The following is a 17,803-nucleotide window of genomic DNA, read 5'->3' as shown; positions in this document are numbered from 1 at the left end:
GCAATTCATTTTCTACAGAGAGACAAAACCATATATTAGATTGCTCACAACTGAGAGTGCTAATGCTCCGATTAAAGCACTCCAAATTCCTGCACGTAAGCGAAATCCACTTACTAAAGAAGCTGCAACAGCTAAACTAATAGCACCAATAATGAAGGTGAAAACACCAGATAATAAACCAAATGTTACTACATTAGGAATAAAAAATACGGCTTTTAAAATAGGATTAACTACAGCCGCTACAATTCCCAAAACTGCTGCTGAAATAAAGGCCTTAGGAGTACTATCGACTTCAACTCCTACAGGTAATTTGGTCACTAGTAGTAAGCTTGATGCGCTTACCAACCATGCGATTAAAAGCTCTACCAACATAAGTATATCCTCAGCTTAAAAATTGATGATTTATCTAAAGTTCATTGTTGACAATAAACTACCTTAAGCAAAAGCAATTATACATCTACAAATTGGCAGAAATTCAGTGCTTCTAGTGCGGACTAAATTATTCCTTATGGAACCGCAGGTGTTGTCGGAGAAATTGGGGATTGATTAGGAGCAGGTACAGGAGGAATTGTTGGAATCGGGGCGTTAAGATTGTCTTGTGGGATAGTTGGCGTTGTGCCTGGTGAAGGGACAACTCCAGGAACAACGGGAACTGTAGGGCTGACACCAGGATTAGTATCGCCTGGTAGCGTTGCTAGAGCAACGCGATCACCGCCAACTGCGCGGAGAAGATCGAGGACTTGAATGACTTCGTTGTAACTCGCAGTCCGTGAAGCATTTAACACCATGATGCCTTCTGGATTTGCCTGGCGATACGCCTGCAATCGCTGCGTGAGTTGATCGCGCGATACTGGCTCTTGCTCAACATACGTTTGTCCGATCGCATCCAATGTCACAATTAAAGTTTGGCGAATCTCCGGCGGTGTCCCTGTAGTGGCTCTAGGTAAGTCTACATTAATCGCTTGCTGCCGAGTAAATTGTAATGCCGCCAACAAGAAAAACGTCAAGATACAAAAAATGACATCGATCAGCGGAATAATTTGAACTTGAACTTCTTCAATTGGAGAATGTAAATTGATTTTCATGTTGGAACATTGAAAAAGATTTTAGATCCAGAAAGTTGACTTTTGTTGTCAACTCGCAATTAACGTGTGAGGAGAAAACTTGTTAACATAAGCTACTCAGATGAAGAAGCTTACAGCGGTGAAGTATCAGGACCTTTCTTTTCCGAACGTGGGGGAATACGATAACCTTCGGTGGTATCACGCTGAACAATATTTGTGCGCGGTGTAGCGCTTTGAATATCAGCACTACTATCACCCCAAGTTTGGCGATACAAAACTTCTAACTCACTTCCTGCTTTCCGAAAAACTTTGACTTGGTTAACAACAAAAGCTTGGAACAATCGATAAAATGCTAAGCTCACGATCGCGACCACAAGACCAGCCGCTGTACTAATCAGTGATTCACCGATACCCAAGGTAACGCCCGCCGCCGAAGCAGTTCCAAGATCGCCAAGACGAATATTTCGCAAAGACCGAATTAAGCCGAGTACAGTTCCCAGCAAACCAAGTAAGGGGGCTAGTGCAATCACTGCTTCGAGGATTTTTTCTCCTTGGCGCATTGCTGCTAACTCGTCTTCTGCCGTTGATTCTAACGCCAGGCGAAAGAGTTCTGGATCAGGTCGAGATAAGCGCAAAGGCGCATAAAGAAATCTCCCAATAGGTTGATCTGTTGCTCTTTTGGCAAGCTGCGTCGCGCCAGCCCAATTATCGCGCGCTGCATAAAGAATGCGGTTGACGATTTCGCGTTCCTGGTTCAGAATCCTAAACCAAAACCACAAGCGCTCGATAATTACACTCAAAGACAAAATCGATAGCGCCAGCAAGGGTAACATTGCTGGTCCACCATTTCTAAATATTTCTATAACATCCACCGTTTCCGCGTGCCTCCGTTCACTAGACTTTTTGCAAAGTACCTCATTATGCAAGTCACGTCGTCAATAGTTATGCTCGACGCACCAGATTACTTGTCATCCTGCTTCAGCGATATCGATCAGAGCCTTTACACCTCGGATTTAGAATAGATCAAGATTGTCTTCAAAGCATATCTGATTTTTTAGAGAGACAAACTACGATCGCGTCTAACGAAGTCGCAGAATTGCCGTTGGTTAGATGCAGGCAATACCGTTTCATCTTCAGCACCATAGTTTATATTTGTCTATCTTATAAACAGCTAGCTCAATAACATCATCTCGCCAGTAGTTTAAAGCAATTAATTGTAGAAACTAGCAAATAACTTCAATTTCAGCCACACCTATCTGGAGGAAGGTCTTGCGAAATGTTGCAGGTAGCATTTCCCAAACAAAAAGCAGACGGTTATTTCTACCATAAATTTGCTGTCACGTCTGTCAGGATAAAAGTAACTGTAAGGTAATTATGTTTTATGAACTTTAGCATCCAAGCGGTTTATAATTGGTATCGGAATCTCCTGCGCAATCCTAAATATCGCTGGTGGGTAATCTTAGGGACAGCGTTTTATTTTCTGCTACCGTTTGATATTGCACCAGATTTTCTGCCAGTTGTCGGGCAAGTGGATGATGTCTTTTTGCTATCACTCTTAGTTGCAGAAGTTTCTCAGATGTTGATGGAAGGTGTCAAAGCACGTAAAGCTAACACTCAACAACAGGCCGCTGATGCAAATACGGGTACAACAGCAAGCACTATTGACGTTGATGCGGTATCGGTCAAATAGCGACTCAGTTTCCCTCCTTTATCACCAGCGATCGCACAAGATAACAGGAGGGACTTTTAGCTAGTACAAGTGTTAAGCTTAATTGTCGATAAAATTCGCTAGAATTTTTCTAAAGGCGAGTTCAGCAAGGAACGTATGTATTCAGATCGCCCATCTCCACCTCCAGAAGACCAGTTTGATTCTGAAGCTATACCAACACTACAAAGAAAAACTATTCATCCAGATAGCCTTAAGTTTATGGATATGGCGAAAGACCTCCTCGATAAGCCAGAAATCAAACAGGCGATTACTGACGAACAACAAAAGCAAAAATAAGGCAGGAGTTATCATCATACTCGCTGCCCTATAGCTGTCTAATTGCTAAGAACCCAATGAACTAATGTGCGTACGCCATAACCCGTAGCACCAGGGTTGCTACATCCATTTTCTTTGTCAGTCCAAACAGGACCTGCAATATCCAAATGCGCCCAAGGCGTTTCCTTAACAAACTGTTTCAAGAACAACGCAGCGGTAATCGAGCCACCCCCACGCGGTCCTGTATTCTTAAAGTCAGCAATTCCAGATTTTAGCCCTTCAAAGTATTTCTCCTCAAACGGCATCCGCCAAAGTTTTTCGCCAGCCACTTCCGCAGCTTGGGTCAGTTGTTGTGCTAGTTCATCATCAGGCGAGAACAAGCCTGCAATTTCATCGCCCAAGGCAATAATACACGCACCCGTGAGTGTTGCTAAATCAACAATCGCATCAACGCCCAACTTCTCTGCAAAGACAAGCGCATCAGCTAAAGTTAATCGACCTTCCGCATCGGTGTTGTTGACTTCGATCGTTTTGCCGTTAGAAGCCTTGAGAATGTCGCCAGGATGCATCGCGCGACCGCTAATCATATTCTCGGTTGCCGCACTAATAAAATGAACTTCGACATCCGGCTTAAGTTGCGCGATCGCTTTTGCCGCGCCTAACGTCGCACCAGCCCCGCCCATGTCCATTTTCATCATCTCAATGCTGCTACCTGGACCTGCTTTGATGTTTAAGCCGCCAGAATCAAACGTTAAACCTTTACCAATAATCGCTAGTTTACGCTTTGGCGTCCCTTCGGGTTTGTAAGTCAGGTGAATAAACTTAGGTGGTAAATCAGAAGCTTGGGCAACGCCTAAAAAAGCTCCCATACCCAGTTTTTCACATTCCTCGCGTTCGAGAATTTCAACCTGTAATCCGTGTTCATCGGCAATTCTCTGCGCAGTTTCAGCGAGTGTAATTGGCGTCACTTCGTTGGCTGGCGCGGCGACTAATTCGCGTGCCAAGTTGACTCCCGCACAAATCGAATTTGCACGGGCGATCGCCGCTTCTTGTCCTGCAAATCCCAGTAAATCAACGCGTTCAACTACAACTTTCTCTTCGGGTTCAGACTTAAAGCGATTGTCTTGATAGGAAGCAAGTTGTAAGCCTTCGGCGATCGCTTGTACGGTTGCGGCAGGAGCGTTATCTACTGTCGGTAAATCCACGCCTACCATTTTACACTTCTCTTTTTTGGCTAATCGAGCCACTGTAGCACCAGCGCGGCGCAAACTGTCTAATTTCAGCGTTTCTTGATTTCCCAACCCGATCAAGAATACTTTCCGCACTGGGCTTGCGCCACCAATTCGCGTTACCGCACTACTCCCTTCTTTACCTTTGAATTCAGTTTCCTCAATAATTTCCTTCAGCGCCCCAGCAAACTTATCGTTGAGTTGAGCTACATCACCCTGTAACTCCTCCGTTTCCTCAAATAAGCCAATAGCAAGACAATCCCCAGTCCAATCTAGAAGCGGGGTATCAATTGCTCGAATTTCCATTTCTGTTCTGTATTAAAGCTTCTTGTACCAGTATCGCTCAAATTATAGGGATCAGGGGTCGGAGGTCAGGGGTCAGAGTAAGGAATTCTTATCGTCACTAATCCCTAGCCACTAACCACTCGCTCTTAGTCCCAAATTGTTACTTCACCATTGTGCGATTCTAAAGTCTTAGTAACATCAGTTTTCGTCTCATCCGCGATGTGATTGCTTTGTGTCGCTGCTTCCCAGTTCGCGAACAAGGCTTGTAGTCTCATGCGCTCAATATAAGGCCAGCCACCTTGCGATTCAATATCTCTAAGTAACGCGTATAGCGCTTGACGATTATCTGGCAAAGATGCTTGAAATATGCCATCGCGAATTTCTCGGTGTAGTTCCTCTAACTGCCGCAGTACAGCTAAAAGAGCAATATTATTACCTTGACAGTTCGCTGCCAAAGTACGTACAGCACCGACGATCGCTTGCAGTTCAGCCTGCTGATTGTCCTGACTCAAAATTAGGGTTCCTTCTTCAATCTGTTGCACTACTTGTTACGCAATCCTGCCCTGCGGTTTCAAGCAAAACAATAAAATAATTTAGAGCAAATGAATCAGGCAAATGGTCAAATTCTGTACAATCATGTTCTCCAGTGGAAAGTATCAATCACATCCATCATGCCCACTTCTATCGTGCGCTCCTCTTTTTTGCAAATATGTTACACATTTTGGGCATTTCGTCAACTTAAATTAACCGTAACTTGGGCAAATTGATAAAATAATTTACAAAAAAAATGCCTACCTTTGTGTGGTTGAATTTTCTTTAATATCGACAGTATTACGTCAACTTGACAACAGTATTGTCTTAGTTTGTGTAATGTTCAATGTATTGGCGACATCGCCGTGTAAAATTTTGTATTGGGATCTGGGCTGATCCATTCTGCAAACCGTCAGACCTGAGCTAAATCCCAGCGGTTCAATGAATCTCTAAAGGTAAGTTCTATAGGTACAAGTAAAATGCCATTTACCCCCTATATTTTTCCACCGAGTACGAGCGTTGAAGCGCGACTGTCTATCGTCGTCGTAAGGACTGTCATGCCGTTGTGCTATAGCTCTTGGTAAAACAAGTTGATATGCGCCTAATATTCAATTCCCTTGGCAGATTATGTTTGCAGGTTAAATACAAAGTTAAAAGATTGAGGTTGACCATGAGGTATCGCGCTCTAATTGTTGCATTTTTGGCAATGTGCCTGGGTGTACTAACCGCTTGTAGTGAGGGTCCTGCCTCTGCTAGCAGTAGAGATGTACTCACCTATGACCAGATCAGAGGTACAGGTCTAGCTAACAAATGTCCACAACTATCAGAAACAACGCGTGGTTCCATTGCCATAGATTCTAATCAGTCATACAGAATAGTTGAGCTATGCTTGGAACCAACCACCTTTTTTGTGAAAGAAGAACCCACGAATAAACGCCAAAAACCAGAATATATTGCTGGAAAATTGTTGACTCGTTACACTTCTACAATTGACCAAGTACAAGGCAAGCTCAATGTAAATAGTGATGGCAGTCTAACATTTGTTGAAGAAGACGGGCTTGACTTCCAAGCAATTACTGTGCAGCTTCCTGGAGGCGAACGAGTTCCTTTTCTATTCACGATTAAGGATCTAGTTGCCCAAACCCAACCAGGATTGACTAGCATCAACACTTCTACCGATTTTGAAGGTGAATTCAAAGTGCCTTCGTATCGTTCTGGTGCATTCCTCGATCCTAAAGGTCGTGGTGTTGTAACAGGTTACGATAATGCAGTTGCGCTTCCCGCGCAAGCCGACAGTGAAGAACTCATTCGGGCAAACCGCAAGCAAACTCCAAACTTAAAGGGCAGGATTTCCTTGCAAGTTGCTAAAGTAGATAGCAGCACCGGTGAAATTGCAGGTACATTTGAGAGCGAACAGCCATCAGATACTGACTTAGGAGCGCGTGAAGCTCTAGATGTCAAGATTCGTGGTCTGTTTTATGCTCGAATTGAACCAACAACCTAGAACCTCGCTGTTAACGTAACGTTATAGGAGATACGGAAGGATTCAAAAAGATGTCTCAGTCCTTTCCATCTCCTCCATGTGGGGTCGCAAATTAAAGTGGCTTTAGCGTAATTATAGATTTTGTAAAGAGGGTGTTTAGTCTCTCTTTTTTATTGACCGCTGCTGTTGTAAAGTGGCTACTGACTGAGTATTAGCAATAGCCGTTCTCGTTGTTTATCACTATAAAAATTCATAATATCAAACCAGCTATTAACCATCCATATAGGTTATTCATGAAGACAAATTGTAAAAAAGCGAGCTTTTAGCAAAATTCCAGGATTAAAAGTCATAAATATAAATAAAGACGCTCTGCGTTTTCCTTCCTATAAGTTCATGTACAGGTGAACTCTTACGCAGCCTTGCTTATTGCTAACAACCAACAGCTAAATGCTAATGGCTTTATAGTCATAGTTTAGTTGTTTATTTTTTTGTAGCCTGATACAAATTCAACCTCATATCTCAAGTCACCAATTTCAGCAAAAAGTACGTATCTTACGGGTTTTTGAGGAGAATCTAAATCAGTACAGAGAAACTTCAGTGTTATTTCGGTGGTATCAAAACAGAAAAAATTAATACTCTAAATTAGTCAGCAGCGAACAATCTAAGCTGAAGATAGTCAACCTTCTTTAGATGCTGTTATTGGCTAATTTAAGCGTTGAATAATTATTTTTAGCTTATTTAGGCTGGCTAGCGTGCTACTTAGCTTTAATGCTATCAATTGTTTCAGCAGACAAGAGCAATTAGTGGCGCGACGCAGTAGTAACGCCTTTATTGTTATTCAATTATTACTGTAATTATGGTGCTAAGTTATACCGCGAATCACAACGAATTGAAGCAAAAAAGTGCAACTCTACTGCGAGATTACGAGCAAGGTCGCTCTCAAACGATCCGCAACCAGCTTGTTACCCTCAATTTAGGGTTAGTACGAAAAGAGGCACACTACTGGAGCAATCAATGCACAGAAAGTTATGAAGATTTACTACAAGTGGGCTGCATTGGCTTAATTCGCGCTGTTGAGCGCTTTGAATTGTCTAAAGGTCATGCGTTTAGTTCCTTCGCGGTTCCATATATTCGCGGCGAGATTCAGCATTACTTACGCGATAAAGGCGTGATGGTGCGCATTCCGCGCCGCTGGTTAGCCTTACAGCAGCAAGCTGTAGGTGTCGCCCGCGAGTTACGTCAGAAATATAACCGTCAACCATCAGATACCGAAATCGCTGAAGCATTGAATATTTCTATTGAGGAGTGGCAAGAGGTCAAACTTGCGTGGGCAAATCGCGCTCCTTTAAGCTTAGATATGCCTGTCCAAGAATCTGACGAAGGAACAACCTGCTTAGGAGAAATCGTTCCGGATTCCGACTATCGTAGCTTTCAACTCGCACAAGAAGACCGACTTCGTTTACAACAATCGTTGTATCAATTAGAGAAACGCACGCACGAAATTTTGAAATTTGTGTTTTTATATGATTTGACGCAGAAAGAAGTGGCAGAACACTTAGGTATTAGCGTTGTCACCGTTTCGCGTCGCGTAAAAAAAGGACTTGATTCTTTAAAGCAATTAATGGTAGGAGCAGAAGATTAAAATATCTTCGGACAACTCAAGTACTGTAGCTTAACTAATCTAAGGTATAAAAGTACCAGAAGTCTGGATTTGAGATGTTGAAAGGTAGCGGGTTGGAAGGAAATTTTGATAATCAATGTGTTGGAGTAAGGGCAATGCGTCAACTTTCCGCGCTCGCCGCATTCGGAATGATAGTACTGCCGATCGCAAGTTGTGGCAACAACAGCGAAGATATTAGCTCAACACCGCCGCCGGAAGCACAAAGCGCACCAACTGCGGAGCCATTTCCGCCGCCGACAATCGCTCAATCACCTACCGTCGCCGTTTCTCCGAGCCTCATTCAACCAACTAACGGTAGTCAACGCGCCAAGCAAGTACAAACTGGTCGCCAAGATCCTTTTGCGGGGCTGTTTATTCAGACAAGATCTAGGGAAACTTCCTCACAAGTCGCCTCACAATCAGCTAGCCCAAGTAACACCCCAGCATCGCCATCAACAACCACTCCACAAGCAACAGGGAATCGTAATGGTCAGGGTGCAGATGTGATCGCTACACGTCCTCCTAGTTCGCCTGCAAACGGAGGCACACCTGTCAATACTCCGCCAGTAGCGCCAGATAACGGTATTCCCTTCCCACCACCGGATGAGGGTGCTTTCCCGCCCGCTTTACCGTCAATTCCTGAGCCTGAATTAGCTCGAAAAGTCGCGGTTTCTGGTGTCGTTCAAATTGGCGAACAGTTACAGGCGATCGTGCAAGTTCCCAACGAGGGAACAAGTCGCTACGTCCGTGTTGGACAACGGCTTTCTAACGGGGAAATTCTCGTTAAACGAATTGAGATGACTCCTGGGATTGAACCTGTGGTAATTTTAGAACAGTATGGCGTTGAGGTTGCCAAGGCGATTGGCGAGCAAGCTGTCGAATCAGATACTCCAGATGCAACGGCACCAACTCCCACACCAACTCCATCGCCATCGGAAGAAGCTGAACCTGATGTACCACCAGAAGTAACGTCACCTGCACCGCCAGCAAGTATCCCTACCCCTGTACCTGTTCCCATTAATCCGCCTACAGTTCCTAATGCAACTCCAATTCCATCACCTCCACCTGTTACGCCTGGTCCAGGAGAGTTTTAATCATGCAAGTGAATCAAAATCAATTAAAGGATGAAATTGAATTTCCTGGGTTGCCGTTAGCCGTTTATCGAGAAATTGCCGCGCATTTGCAGCAGGTTGATGGAGTCGAAACGGGGCTGTATCCAGCAGCTTATCAGCAATTCGATTACAACCATAGTCAAATTGGGGGGTTGTGGATTCAGTACAACCAACACGCTAACTCGGTAAGTCACCAACGAGTCGCGCAAATTTTGGCATACTATCAGAATCGTTACGGTGCATTTAGAAAACTCAACTCTGCAATTGCGCAGTAAGATTTTTTTCTTGCGATCCGTAACTGAAAAACGCAATTTAGATAAACAGTTGATGGGCGAAATTCAGGCATTACGCGGAACGCGGGATATATTGCCAGAGGAAGTAGGGTACTGGCAAAAGGTGGAAGCGACAGCACGAGATATTCTTCTCAAAGCAGCATATCGCGAAATTCGCACCCCAATTTTTGAGCAAACTGAGTTATTTGAGCGGGGTATTGGCGAAGCAACCGATGTGGTAGGTAAAGAAATGTATACGTTTCGCGATCGCGGCGATCGCTCGATTACGTTACGCCCCGAAGGAACAGCAGGTGTGGTGCGATCGCTGATCGAACACAGTTTGTATACTCAAGGCGGCGTGCAACGGTTGTGGTATACAGGTCCCATGTTTCGCTACGAACGTCCGCAAGCAGGACGTCAGCGGCAATTTCATCAATTAGGTGTGGAAGTGTTGGGAAGTGCCGATCCGCGAGCCGATGTTGAGGTGATTGTGATCGCAACACACATCTTACAAAGTTTGGGATTAAAAAACCTTCACCTCGATATCAACTCGGTGGGTAATCTCGAAGATCGCAACGCCTATCGCCAAGCACTAGTAGATTACTTAACACCGTACAAAGATGAATTAGATCCTGATTCGCAAGAGCGTTTGAGTCGCAATCCGTTGCGGATTCTCGATAGTAAAGACAAACGCACGCAAGAAATCGCCCAAAATGCACCTAGTATTTTAGATCACCTAGGTACGTACTCGCGGCAGCACTTCGACAAGGTACAGCAGCTACTCACTAATTTAGGAATCAGCTATCAACTCAACCCGCGCTTGGTACGCGGACTCGATTACTATACACATACGGCGTTTGAAATTCAGTCGGATGACTTGGGTGCGCAAGCAACAGTTTGTGGCGGTGGGCGTTACGATGGTTTAGTTGCGCAGTTGGGTGGTCCTGAAACGCCTGCGGTTGGTTGGGCAATTGGTTTAGAGCGCCTAATTTTGTTACTCCAAAAACTACAGGAACCTGCTCTACCAAGCATGGATTTTTACATTGTTTCGCGCGGGGATGCGGCTGAAGCACAGGCACTTGTTTTAGCACAGCAGTTACGTCAAGCAGGGTTTAGCGTAGATCTCGATTTGAGTGGGAGTGCTTTTAAGAAACAATTTGCCAGGGCAGATCGTAGTGGAGCGATCGCTTGTCTCATTTTAGGAGACGAAGAAGCCGCAAACCACACAGTGAAACTCAAGTGGATGGCATCAAAAGAACAAAGTGCGATTTCACAAGCTGAATTACTTGCCAACATTGAAGAACTGCGAAGCCAGCTAAGCAGGGGTTGGGAGCGAGGAGCGAGGGGTGATCGCAGATAATATGAGTTATAAAAATGGGTCATCATGAATGAACAAACGTTGAACTAGCAGGTCCAACCGAGGACTTTAGTCAACTATTTGAGCAATTTCAAATTGAGTAACACGCTCATGAAGTGAAATCCACCAAAACTATGATAGAAACTCATTTGAATGTCGGTTTTAAGAAGGTTCAGTAGCTTCATTGCTTGGAAATCTTAAACATTAAACCACCTGCATGAAAAGAATTGCGAATAAATTCGCTACTAAACAAATAAAGTCCACGGAAGTGGGCTTACTCATAAATCTATGACTTAATAGAGTGCTGCCTTGCACACTTAGTTTGAGTAGCTCCGACTTCAGTTGAAGGACATCTATGATTCATGCAGGAAGTCTATTAACTGAAGTTCATATAGAAGTACGGATTGAACCTTACAACGTGCAGCAACTTGATGAAGTCATTCGCCTTTCGCTGCGAGCATGGACACCAGTTTTTGATTCAATTGAGAAAATGATGGATTTTGACGTTTATCGAGAACTTTATCCCGATTGGCGTGTGAGTCAACAAAAGGCTGTTGAGGATGTTTGCGCAGCAGTCGCACCTATGACAAGCTCGGCTTTAGGAATTACCACTTGCCCAGTACTACAAGAAGCTCTAGATAGGGTATTAGGGTAGTTGAGTTGTAGAGTAGGTGGGTTGTAAAAAATCATAATTAAATCTCTCCCACACCTCCCACACCCCGCACACTCCCACTCGCTCCTCCAGAATAGTATTTTTGATAGTATTTTTGTACTAAACTAGAATCGTTCTGGTTAATAACTGTGGTAAGGGTAGCATCAGACTCCTTACGGTAGAGGAATTAAGTGAAAACAACGCAGGTATTGTTAGTCTTTTGGCAGCAATGCCAAAATTTGCTCGATAAACTGTTGATGGTCAACAACAGGTTTGGAAATGTACCCGTCAGCGCCACTTTGCTTGAGAAAACTTTCGCGATCGCCTTCCATCGCGTGGGCTGTCACCAGAATAATCGGCAATTTGGCAGTTTGTGCATTGGCTTTCAACATTTGGGTAATCTTAATACCATCAACGGCTCGACCTTGGTAAACGCTACGCGAGAGCGAAACATCCATCAAAATGATGTCGGCTTCTCCCGCTGCGGCTATTTTCATCACTTCTTCGACATTTTCGGTATGCTTGACACCCAAGCCACCACGTTTAGTCAAAATTTTGGAAAAAACCCGTGCATTAATTAAATCGTCTTCCACAATCAATACAGTTTTCATGAGAGTAGTTGCTTCAAGTTTATTGAATATTCATAAATGAACAGATTATTAATATGGCAAAGACTACCATCTTAATTAAAAACATTAAGAGGTATTTTAAGTTATAAAATAGTTGCCTCTAATCTAAGGATAATACTACTGCTAATTGCTCAACGACTACCGCTGAAATACTGGCAAAAGCAATTTATCCTTTATGCTATTGTTCATTGTTTATAAATTACACGACGCTTTTTGTTGTTAGGAATCAGGGAACAGAATTCATGGCGAAACAGTTAAACCTTCTCTCGCAGGGACAGGTCATTCCCACAGCTTTGCATACAGAAATGCAAAGGTCATACCTTGAATACGCCATGAGTGTGATTGTCGGGCGGGCATTACCCGACGTGCGTGATGGGTTAAAGCCAGTTCACCGCCGGATTTTGTACGCGATGCACGAACTAGGGCTAACTCCTGATCGCCCTTATCGCAAGTGCGCCCGTGTTGTTGGAGACGTGCTTGGTAAATATCACCCTCACGGCGATCAAGCAGTGTACGATGCCCTAGTGCGATTAGTACAAGACTTTTCGAGTCGCTATCCTTTACTTGCAGGTCATGGTAACTTTGGTTCGGTCGATAACGATCCACCAGCCGCGATGCGTTACACCGAAACGCGCTTAGCACCGATTAGCCACGAGGCGTTGTTAGCGGAGATCGGCGAAGAAACGATTGAATTTATCAGCAACTTTGACAATTCACAGCAAGAACCTGTGGTTCTACCCGCGCAGTTACCTGTGCTGCTGTTGAATGGTTGTGCAGGAATTGCAGTAGGGATGGCAACAAATATTCCGCCGCATAACTTGGGAGAATTGGTTGATGGTTTGATTGCGCTGATCGATCAACCAGAATTATCAGATGAAAAGTTATTTGAACTGATTCCTGGACCTGACTTTCCCACTGGTGGCGAAATCATCGGAACAGCGGGCATTCGCGAAGCCTACAGCACTGGACGCGGCAGCATGACGCTACGAGGAGTCGCGCAAGTCGAAGAAGTTCCTGGAGGACGTGGCAGTAAGCGACGTACAGCGATTGTAATTACTGAGTTGCCGTTTCAAGTAAATAAAGCGGGTTGGATTGAAAAAGTTGCAGAATTAGTTAACCAAGGACGCTTAGAGGGTATTGCCGATATTCGCGACGAAAGCGATCGCACGGGAATGCGCGTTGTCATTGAACTCAAGCGCGACAATAATCCGCAAGACGTATTACAGCATCTATATCATCAAACCGCGCTACAAGTGAACTTTGGGGCGATTCTATTAGCACTTGTTGATGGACAACCGCGTCAGTTAAGTTTACGCGAACTCTTACGTGAATTCCTCAAGTTCCGCGAAGAAACATTGAATCGCCGCTATACGCATCAGTTACATCAAGCCGAAAGCCGCGTTCATATTGTTTCAGGTTTACTGCGGGCGCTATCACATCTTGATGACGTGATTGCGATTTTACGTCAGGCGAGTGATGGTAGTACTGCCAAAATGACCTTGCAAAGTCGGTTTGATTTAACCGAAACCCAAGCAGATGCTATTTTAGCAATGCCACTGCGTCGCCTGACAAATTTAGAACAGGAGAATCTCAAAAAAGAATTTGAAGCTTTAAACACACAAATTCAAGACTTAAAAAAGTTACTCAATGATCGCCGCGAGTTACTCAAAGCCCTCAAAAAAGATTTGCGATCGCTTAAGCGGAAGTTTGGCGATGCGCGGCGCACAAAGTTAGCGCATAATGTGCAACCCATCCCAGAGAAAAAGGTAGGAGAAAAACAAACTCAATCAAAACCTCAAGCCTTACCACTCGATGTACAGCCTGTGGAAGAAGTGGTTTTAGAGTTTACGCAGCGGGGATACGTCAAGCGATCGCCAAACGGTCAACGTGGAAGCCGAAAATCAAAAGCGGAAAATGGTAATTCTGAGTATGATTGTGTGATTCAAACTCAAAGTGCCAAAACTGACCAAACGTTGCTTGTATTAACTAGTAGCGGTAAGGTGTTTCCGGTACAAGTTGGTGAAATTCCGACATCAGGACGCGGAGAAAAGCGTGGTAGTCCATTAATTGGCTTGCTTCCTAACTCGGCGGCTGCGGAAACTGTTGCAGCGCAATTCTTGTTACCCGATGATCCAGAAACTACACAACTTGTCTTATTGACGAAATTAGGAAAAATCAAGCGGTTGGCGATGACTGAGTTTCTGAGTATTACCAATCGCGGTTTAACGATCATTAAGTTTAAAGATGATGATGAGTTACTAGCAGCGCTTGTCGTACAACCTGAACAAAATTTGGTTCTCGCTACAATTGGTGGGAGACTGTTGCGTTTTCCTGTAAATGATGAGCAACTGCCGATTATGGGGCGTACTGCTGTAGGTTTACAAGCATTGCGGCTCCGCAAGCAAGAAAAGTTAGTCGGTGGTGTGGCGCTCGATAACTTGGGCGATAATGTGCTGTTGGTGTCACAATCAGGATTGGCGAAACGAGTATCAGCAAGCACGCTACGTCAGGGAAATCGTGGTGATATTGGGACGCAGGCAATACAGTTTACTTCTAAATCAGATGCTTTAGCAGGAATGGTGTTGGCTACTGATGAGGTGGCTTTGGTGACAAATACGCAAAGAGTTGTGCGGATACCTGTCGCTCAAGTGACGATTCGGGGTAAAGATGGTGTAGGCGATCGCATTGCTGAACTCAATCCTGGGGAGAAAGTTATTGAGGTAGTAGCAATTGACTAAATGTTAGTTTGAACTTTGTGAGGTTGGTAAGAAGTAATGGTTCATAGGATTAAAGTAGCTTGTATTAGTGATGCTTAACGATTCAGATAATGTTGCTAGATCTCGTGAGTTGTCCTAATAAATCGTAAAATGGTAGCCAGTTGTCTTCTTGAGCGATTGGTTCCCAAACTGATTCAATGACTGGTCGAAGTAGGGCAATTTGAGGATTACTTTGCTGAAGTTGTCTTGCTATACTTGTTTCTTCAAACTGAGTTATTTCTGTCGAATATTTATGATATAAATTACGCCATTTTTTTAGTAATTCAGCAGAGGTATCCCAAGGTAAATCTGATGTGTCTAAAATTGAATTAGCATCTTCTTGCCATTTTGGTGAAAAGTCTTGTGTTAGTTTTTTAAAAAAGTCGTGATAACCTACTTGTGTTTCTTGTAGAAGTTGAATAGTAGTTTGTACAAGTTCCTCTCCTTCAGTAACAGGTAACTGAGAAAAGCCTAATTTCTTCAACATTAATTTGCTGTATTTTATATGGTAATGCTCGTCAAACATTGACAAACCTACTTCCATATCTTCAGGGGAAATGACAGCTTGTAAGGGTTCTTGCAAAAGCTCTAAATTTAATTTACAAACACTCGGTTGTCTGCCGTAACAGTAGCGACGATAGTAATCAAAATACGCAGCAGTAAATAGCGGATCGTAGGAGGGAATGAAAGCATAAGGACCATAATCGAAGCTTTCACCCGTAATTGACATATTATCGGTGTTTAGCACTCCATGACAGAAGCCTGCTGCCATCCACTGGGCTGTGAGTTCGGCGACACGTTTGACGAGTTCTGCATAGAAGAGTGCGTATTGGTCAGCTTTGCCTCTAATTGAGGGATAGTAGTATTCGATAACGTGGTTGAGGAGTTTTTGAATTAAGTCGGGACGCTCGATGTAGTGTAGGCGCTCGAAAGTTCCAAAGCGAATGTGCGATCGGCTAAAACGGATCATTACAGAAGATCGCGTCGGGGAAGGTTCATCACCGCGCCATAATGCTTCTCCCGTTTCAATCAGGCTAAGACAGCGACTAGTGCGAACACCCATTTGATGCAAAGCTTCAGCAGCTAAAATCTCGCGTACACCACCTTTGAGAGTTAATCGACCATCAGCGCTACGCGAGTAGGGTGTTGTTCCTGAACCTTTTGTACCAAAATCATAAAGTTCGCCATCAGTAGCCCGTACTTGTCCGTAGAGAAAACCTCTACCATCTCCTAAATACGGGTTGTATTGACCGAACTGGTAGCCGTGATAGCGTAGGGCTAATAACGGTTCGCGTCCTTGGAATTTACCAAAAGCTTCAATGAAGTGTGTGTCTGTAACCGCTCGCGGAACGAGCTTTAATAGTGGGAGTAGCGCATCATTGCGAAAGCGGAGAATATGTGTCGGAAATTCTGCTGCGACAACTGGATCAAAGTAATCGTCGCCTAAAGATTCTATAGCAGGTTCGTAGTTAAGCGCGAGAAGTGGGTTAGAAGAATTTCGGCTTGTGGGTGTTTCAGCGAGACTCATATTAGCTAAGGCAGTGTTCAACCTTTACTCTAGCTTTTGTCCTCTACTTACTGAAGTTGTCCCAAATCTTTAAATTTTAGCAACAGGTGCAAATGCCTAGACTAATAACGTTTATCACTTTAGGGTTACTAGACATATATAAGATTATTAGACAGAGAAAGTAAAAAAGAATAGACAATTATGATTAATAGACAGGATTCAAGATAATGCCACATGAGAACCCGTTAGTTCTGGATCGAGAAGATAAAGTTTTACAGATTTTCCCACGTCCACCAATTCTCACAAGTTTTCAGGCGGGTTGGGATGGCATTATGCTGGGCTATATGTGTCAGCCAGCGGATGAAGTTCCTGAGATGTATAGTCCACGTTGGCACTCAATTGCTATTTTCACGCACGGTAATTATGCTATTCATGCAGATCGCAAATTAGATGGACGCTTTCATCAAGACGCAGTATTTGGTGGAGATATTGTTATTGCTCCTGCAAATGTTTCGACTCAAGCAAGTTGGAATGCTGAAGGCGACTTCATTCTCTTAGCACTTGAGAAAGATACGTTTGCTCGCGCTGTTGATGATACCTCTGAAGAGGTCGATATTATACCACACTTTGCAACACCTGATCCACTTGTTTTTCAAATCGGTTTAGCACTAAAGACAGTACTTGCAAGCGATCAAAACAGTCGTCTCTATGCGGAGACAATGGCAAACGCCTTAAGCGTTCATCTATTACAGCACTATTCAGCACGAAAACCAATACGCGAATATGCAGGTGGTTTATCAAAACGCAAATTGCAGCAAGTTGTTGATTATATTAATGACTATTTAGACCGAGATTTGGGCTTAGCTGAACTTGCAGCCGTGGTGCAGATGAGTCCGCATTATTTTTGTCACTTGTTTAAACAGTCAATCGGGTTAACTCCGCATCAGTACGTAATTCGCACTCGAGTGGAACGTGCTAAAGTGTTACTTCTTCAAGGTGCAGCGATCGCAGATACTGCCTACAAAGTCGGTTTTGCTAACCAAAGCCATCTTAATCGACACTTTAAACGTATAGTAGGCGTGACCCCCAAACAACTCCTACAAAAATAGCAAAAATATACAAAAAATCGGACGAAGTTACAAGACAGTTAGGCAATAGGTCATGGGTAATAGTTAATAGCTACTAGTTTGTTTATTTTTACCCACTTAAACTTATGTCTTACGTTAAAAGAATTGAAACGAGAACGGAACCTATGGTGCTGAACATGGGTCCGCACCATCCT

Annotated in this window: 17 protein-coding genes; 10 read left to right on the top strand and 7 right to left on the bottom strand. The window is 43.8% G+C overall.

Annotation, left to right across the window (positions count from 1 at the left end; all coding sequences use genetic code 11):
- Window positions 1-12 precede the first annotated feature (12 nt).
- From NIES1031_RS19015 to NIES1031_RS19005, 3 genes are all read right to left on the bottom strand, one after another.
- The gene (locus NIES1031_RS19015; RefSeq protein WP_015187366.1) at window positions 13-372 is read right to left on the bottom strand and encodes a phage holin family protein; all 360 of its coding nucleotides are present in this window, start codon (window positions 370-372) and stop codon (window positions 13-15) included.
- A 134-nt stretch (window positions 373-506) separates the two neighbouring features.
- A complete protein-coding gene (locus tag NIES1031_RS19010) occupies window positions 507-1,085 on the bottom strand; it encodes an ExbD/TolR family protein (RefSeq protein ID WP_073551055.1) in 579 nt (192 codons plus the stop codon).
- Between the two features lie 110 nt (window positions 1,086-1,195).
- Entirely contained in the window at window positions 1,196-1,936 is a 741-nt protein-coding gene (locus NIES1031_RS19005) for a MotA/TolQ/ExbB proton channel family protein (RefSeq protein ID WP_073551054.1), read from the bottom strand.
- A gap of 509 nt (window positions 1,937-2,445) precedes the next feature.
- Here NIES1031_RS19005 and NIES1031_RS19000 point away from each other — a divergent pair.
- Both NIES1031_RS19000 and NIES1031_RS18995 read left to right on the top strand, forming a co-directional pair.
- Window positions 2,446-2,754, top strand: coding sequence for a YkvA family protein (locus NIES1031_RS19000; protein WP_073551053.1), 309 nt, complete (start codon window positions 2,446-2,448; stop codon window positions 2,752-2,754).
- A gap of 135 nt (window positions 2,755-2,889) precedes the next feature.
- Window positions 2,890-3,069: a hypothetical protein gene (locus NIES1031_RS18995; RefSeq protein WP_073551052.1), complete on the top strand. Its 180-nt coding sequence runs from the start codon at window positions 2,890-2,892 to the stop codon at window positions 3,067-3,069.
- Window positions 3,070-3,107: 38 nt separating this feature from the next.
- Here NIES1031_RS18995 and NIES1031_RS18990 read toward each other — a convergent pair whose 3' ends face one another.
- Window positions 3,108-4,583 carry a leucyl aminopeptidase gene (locus NIES1031_RS18990; protein ID WP_073551051.1) on the bottom strand — a complete coding sequence of 492 codons (1,476 nt, stop codon included), beginning with the start codon at window positions 4,581-4,583 and terminating at the stop codon, window positions 3,108-3,110.
- A 125-nt stretch (window positions 4,584-4,708) separates the two neighbouring features.
- Complete coding sequence (locus tag NIES1031_RS18985) at window positions 4,709-5,104, bottom strand: hypothetical protein (protein ID WP_073551050.1); 396 nt, start codon at window positions 5,102-5,104, stop codon at window positions 4,709-4,711.
- A 659-nt stretch (window positions 5,105-5,763) separates the two neighbouring features.
- Here NIES1031_RS18985 and psbO point away from each other — a divergent pair.
- The 6 genes from psbO to NIES1031_RS18955 all read left to right on the top strand — a co-directional run bounded on the left by psbO (window position 5,764) and on the right by NIES1031_RS18955 (window position 11,632).
- The gene (psbO, locus tag NIES1031_RS18980) at window positions 5,764-6,597 is read left to right on the top strand and encodes a photosystem II manganese-stabilizing polypeptide (protein WP_073551049.1); all 834 of its coding nucleotides are present in this window, start codon (window positions 5,764-5,766) and stop codon (window positions 6,595-6,597) included.
- 835 nt (window positions 6,598-7,432) lie between these two features.
- Window positions 7,433-8,218, top strand: a complete 786-nt coding sequence (locus tag NIES1031_RS18975) for an RNA polymerase sigma factor SigF (RefSeq protein WP_073551048.1) — start codon at window positions 7,433-7,435, stop codon at window positions 8,216-8,218.
- 134 nt (window positions 8,219-8,352) lie between these two features.
- Window positions 8,353-9,330 carry a hypothetical protein gene (locus tag NIES1031_RS18970; RefSeq protein ID WP_143167822.1) on the top strand — a complete coding sequence of 326 codons (978 nt, stop codon included), beginning with the start codon at window positions 8,353-8,355 and terminating at the stop codon, window positions 9,328-9,330.
- A 2-nt stretch (window positions 9,331-9,332) separates the two neighbouring features.
- Window positions 9,333-9,623, top strand: coding sequence for an acyltransferase (locus NIES1031_RS18965; protein ID WP_073551046.1), 291 nt, complete (start codon window positions 9,333-9,335; stop codon window positions 9,621-9,623).
- Between the two features lie 52 nt (window positions 9,624-9,675).
- Window positions 9,676-10,980: a histidine--tRNA ligase gene (gene hisS, locus NIES1031_RS18960; protein WP_073551120.1), complete on the top strand. Its 1,305-nt coding sequence runs from the start codon at window positions 9,676-9,678 to the stop codon at window positions 10,978-10,980.
- Window positions 10,981-11,332: 352 nt separating this feature from the next.
- Window positions 11,333-11,632 (top strand): hypothetical protein, encoded by a 300-nt coding sequence (locus NIES1031_RS18955; RefSeq protein ID WP_218596867.1) that lies wholly within the window; start codon window positions 11,333-11,335, stop codon window positions 11,630-11,632.
- Between the two features lie 209 nt (window positions 11,633-11,841).
- Here the strand turns inward: NIES1031_RS18955 and NIES1031_RS18950 are convergent, their stop codons facing one another.
- Window positions 11,842-12,240 (bottom strand): response regulator, encoded by a 399-nt coding sequence (locus NIES1031_RS18950; RefSeq protein ID WP_015187379.1) that lies wholly within the window; start codon window positions 12,238-12,240, stop codon window positions 11,842-11,844.
- A gap of 260 nt (window positions 12,241-12,500) precedes the next feature.
- Here NIES1031_RS18950 and gyrA point away from each other — a divergent pair, with 260 nt between their 5' ends.
- On the top strand, window positions 12,501-14,996 hold the full coding sequence (gyrA, locus tag NIES1031_RS18945; RefSeq protein WP_073551045.1) for a DNA gyrase subunit A: 2,496 nt from the start codon (window positions 12,501-12,503) through the stop codon (window positions 14,994-14,996).
- A gap of 82 nt (window positions 14,997-15,078) precedes the next feature.
- Here gyrA and NIES1031_RS18940 read toward each other — a convergent pair whose 3' ends face one another.
- A complete protein-coding gene (locus tag NIES1031_RS18940; RefSeq protein ID WP_073551044.1) occupies window positions 15,079-16,542 on the bottom strand; it encodes a protein adenylyltransferase SelO in 1,464 nt (487 codons plus the stop codon).
- Between the two features lie 206 nt (window positions 16,543-16,748).
- Between NIES1031_RS18940 and NIES1031_RS18935 the strand changes: the two genes are divergently transcribed.
- Window positions 16,749-17,630 carry a helix-turn-helix transcriptional regulator gene (locus NIES1031_RS18935; protein WP_073551043.1) on the top strand — a complete coding sequence of 294 codons (882 nt, stop codon included), beginning with the start codon at window positions 16,749-16,751 and terminating at the stop codon, window positions 17,628-17,630.
- Window positions 17,631-17,803 lie beyond the last annotated feature (173 nt).

Origin of the sequence: Chroogloeocystis siderophila 5.2 s.c.1 (assembly GCF_001904655.1) — a bacterium.
GTDB classification, from domain to species: domain Bacteria; phylum Cyanobacteriota; class Cyanobacteriia; order Cyanobacteriales; family Chroococcidiopsidaceae; genus Chroogloeocystis; species Chroogloeocystis siderophila.
The sequence above is the reverse complement of the archived record's forward strand: the minus strand, read 5'-3'. Positions and strand labels throughout refer to the sequence as shown.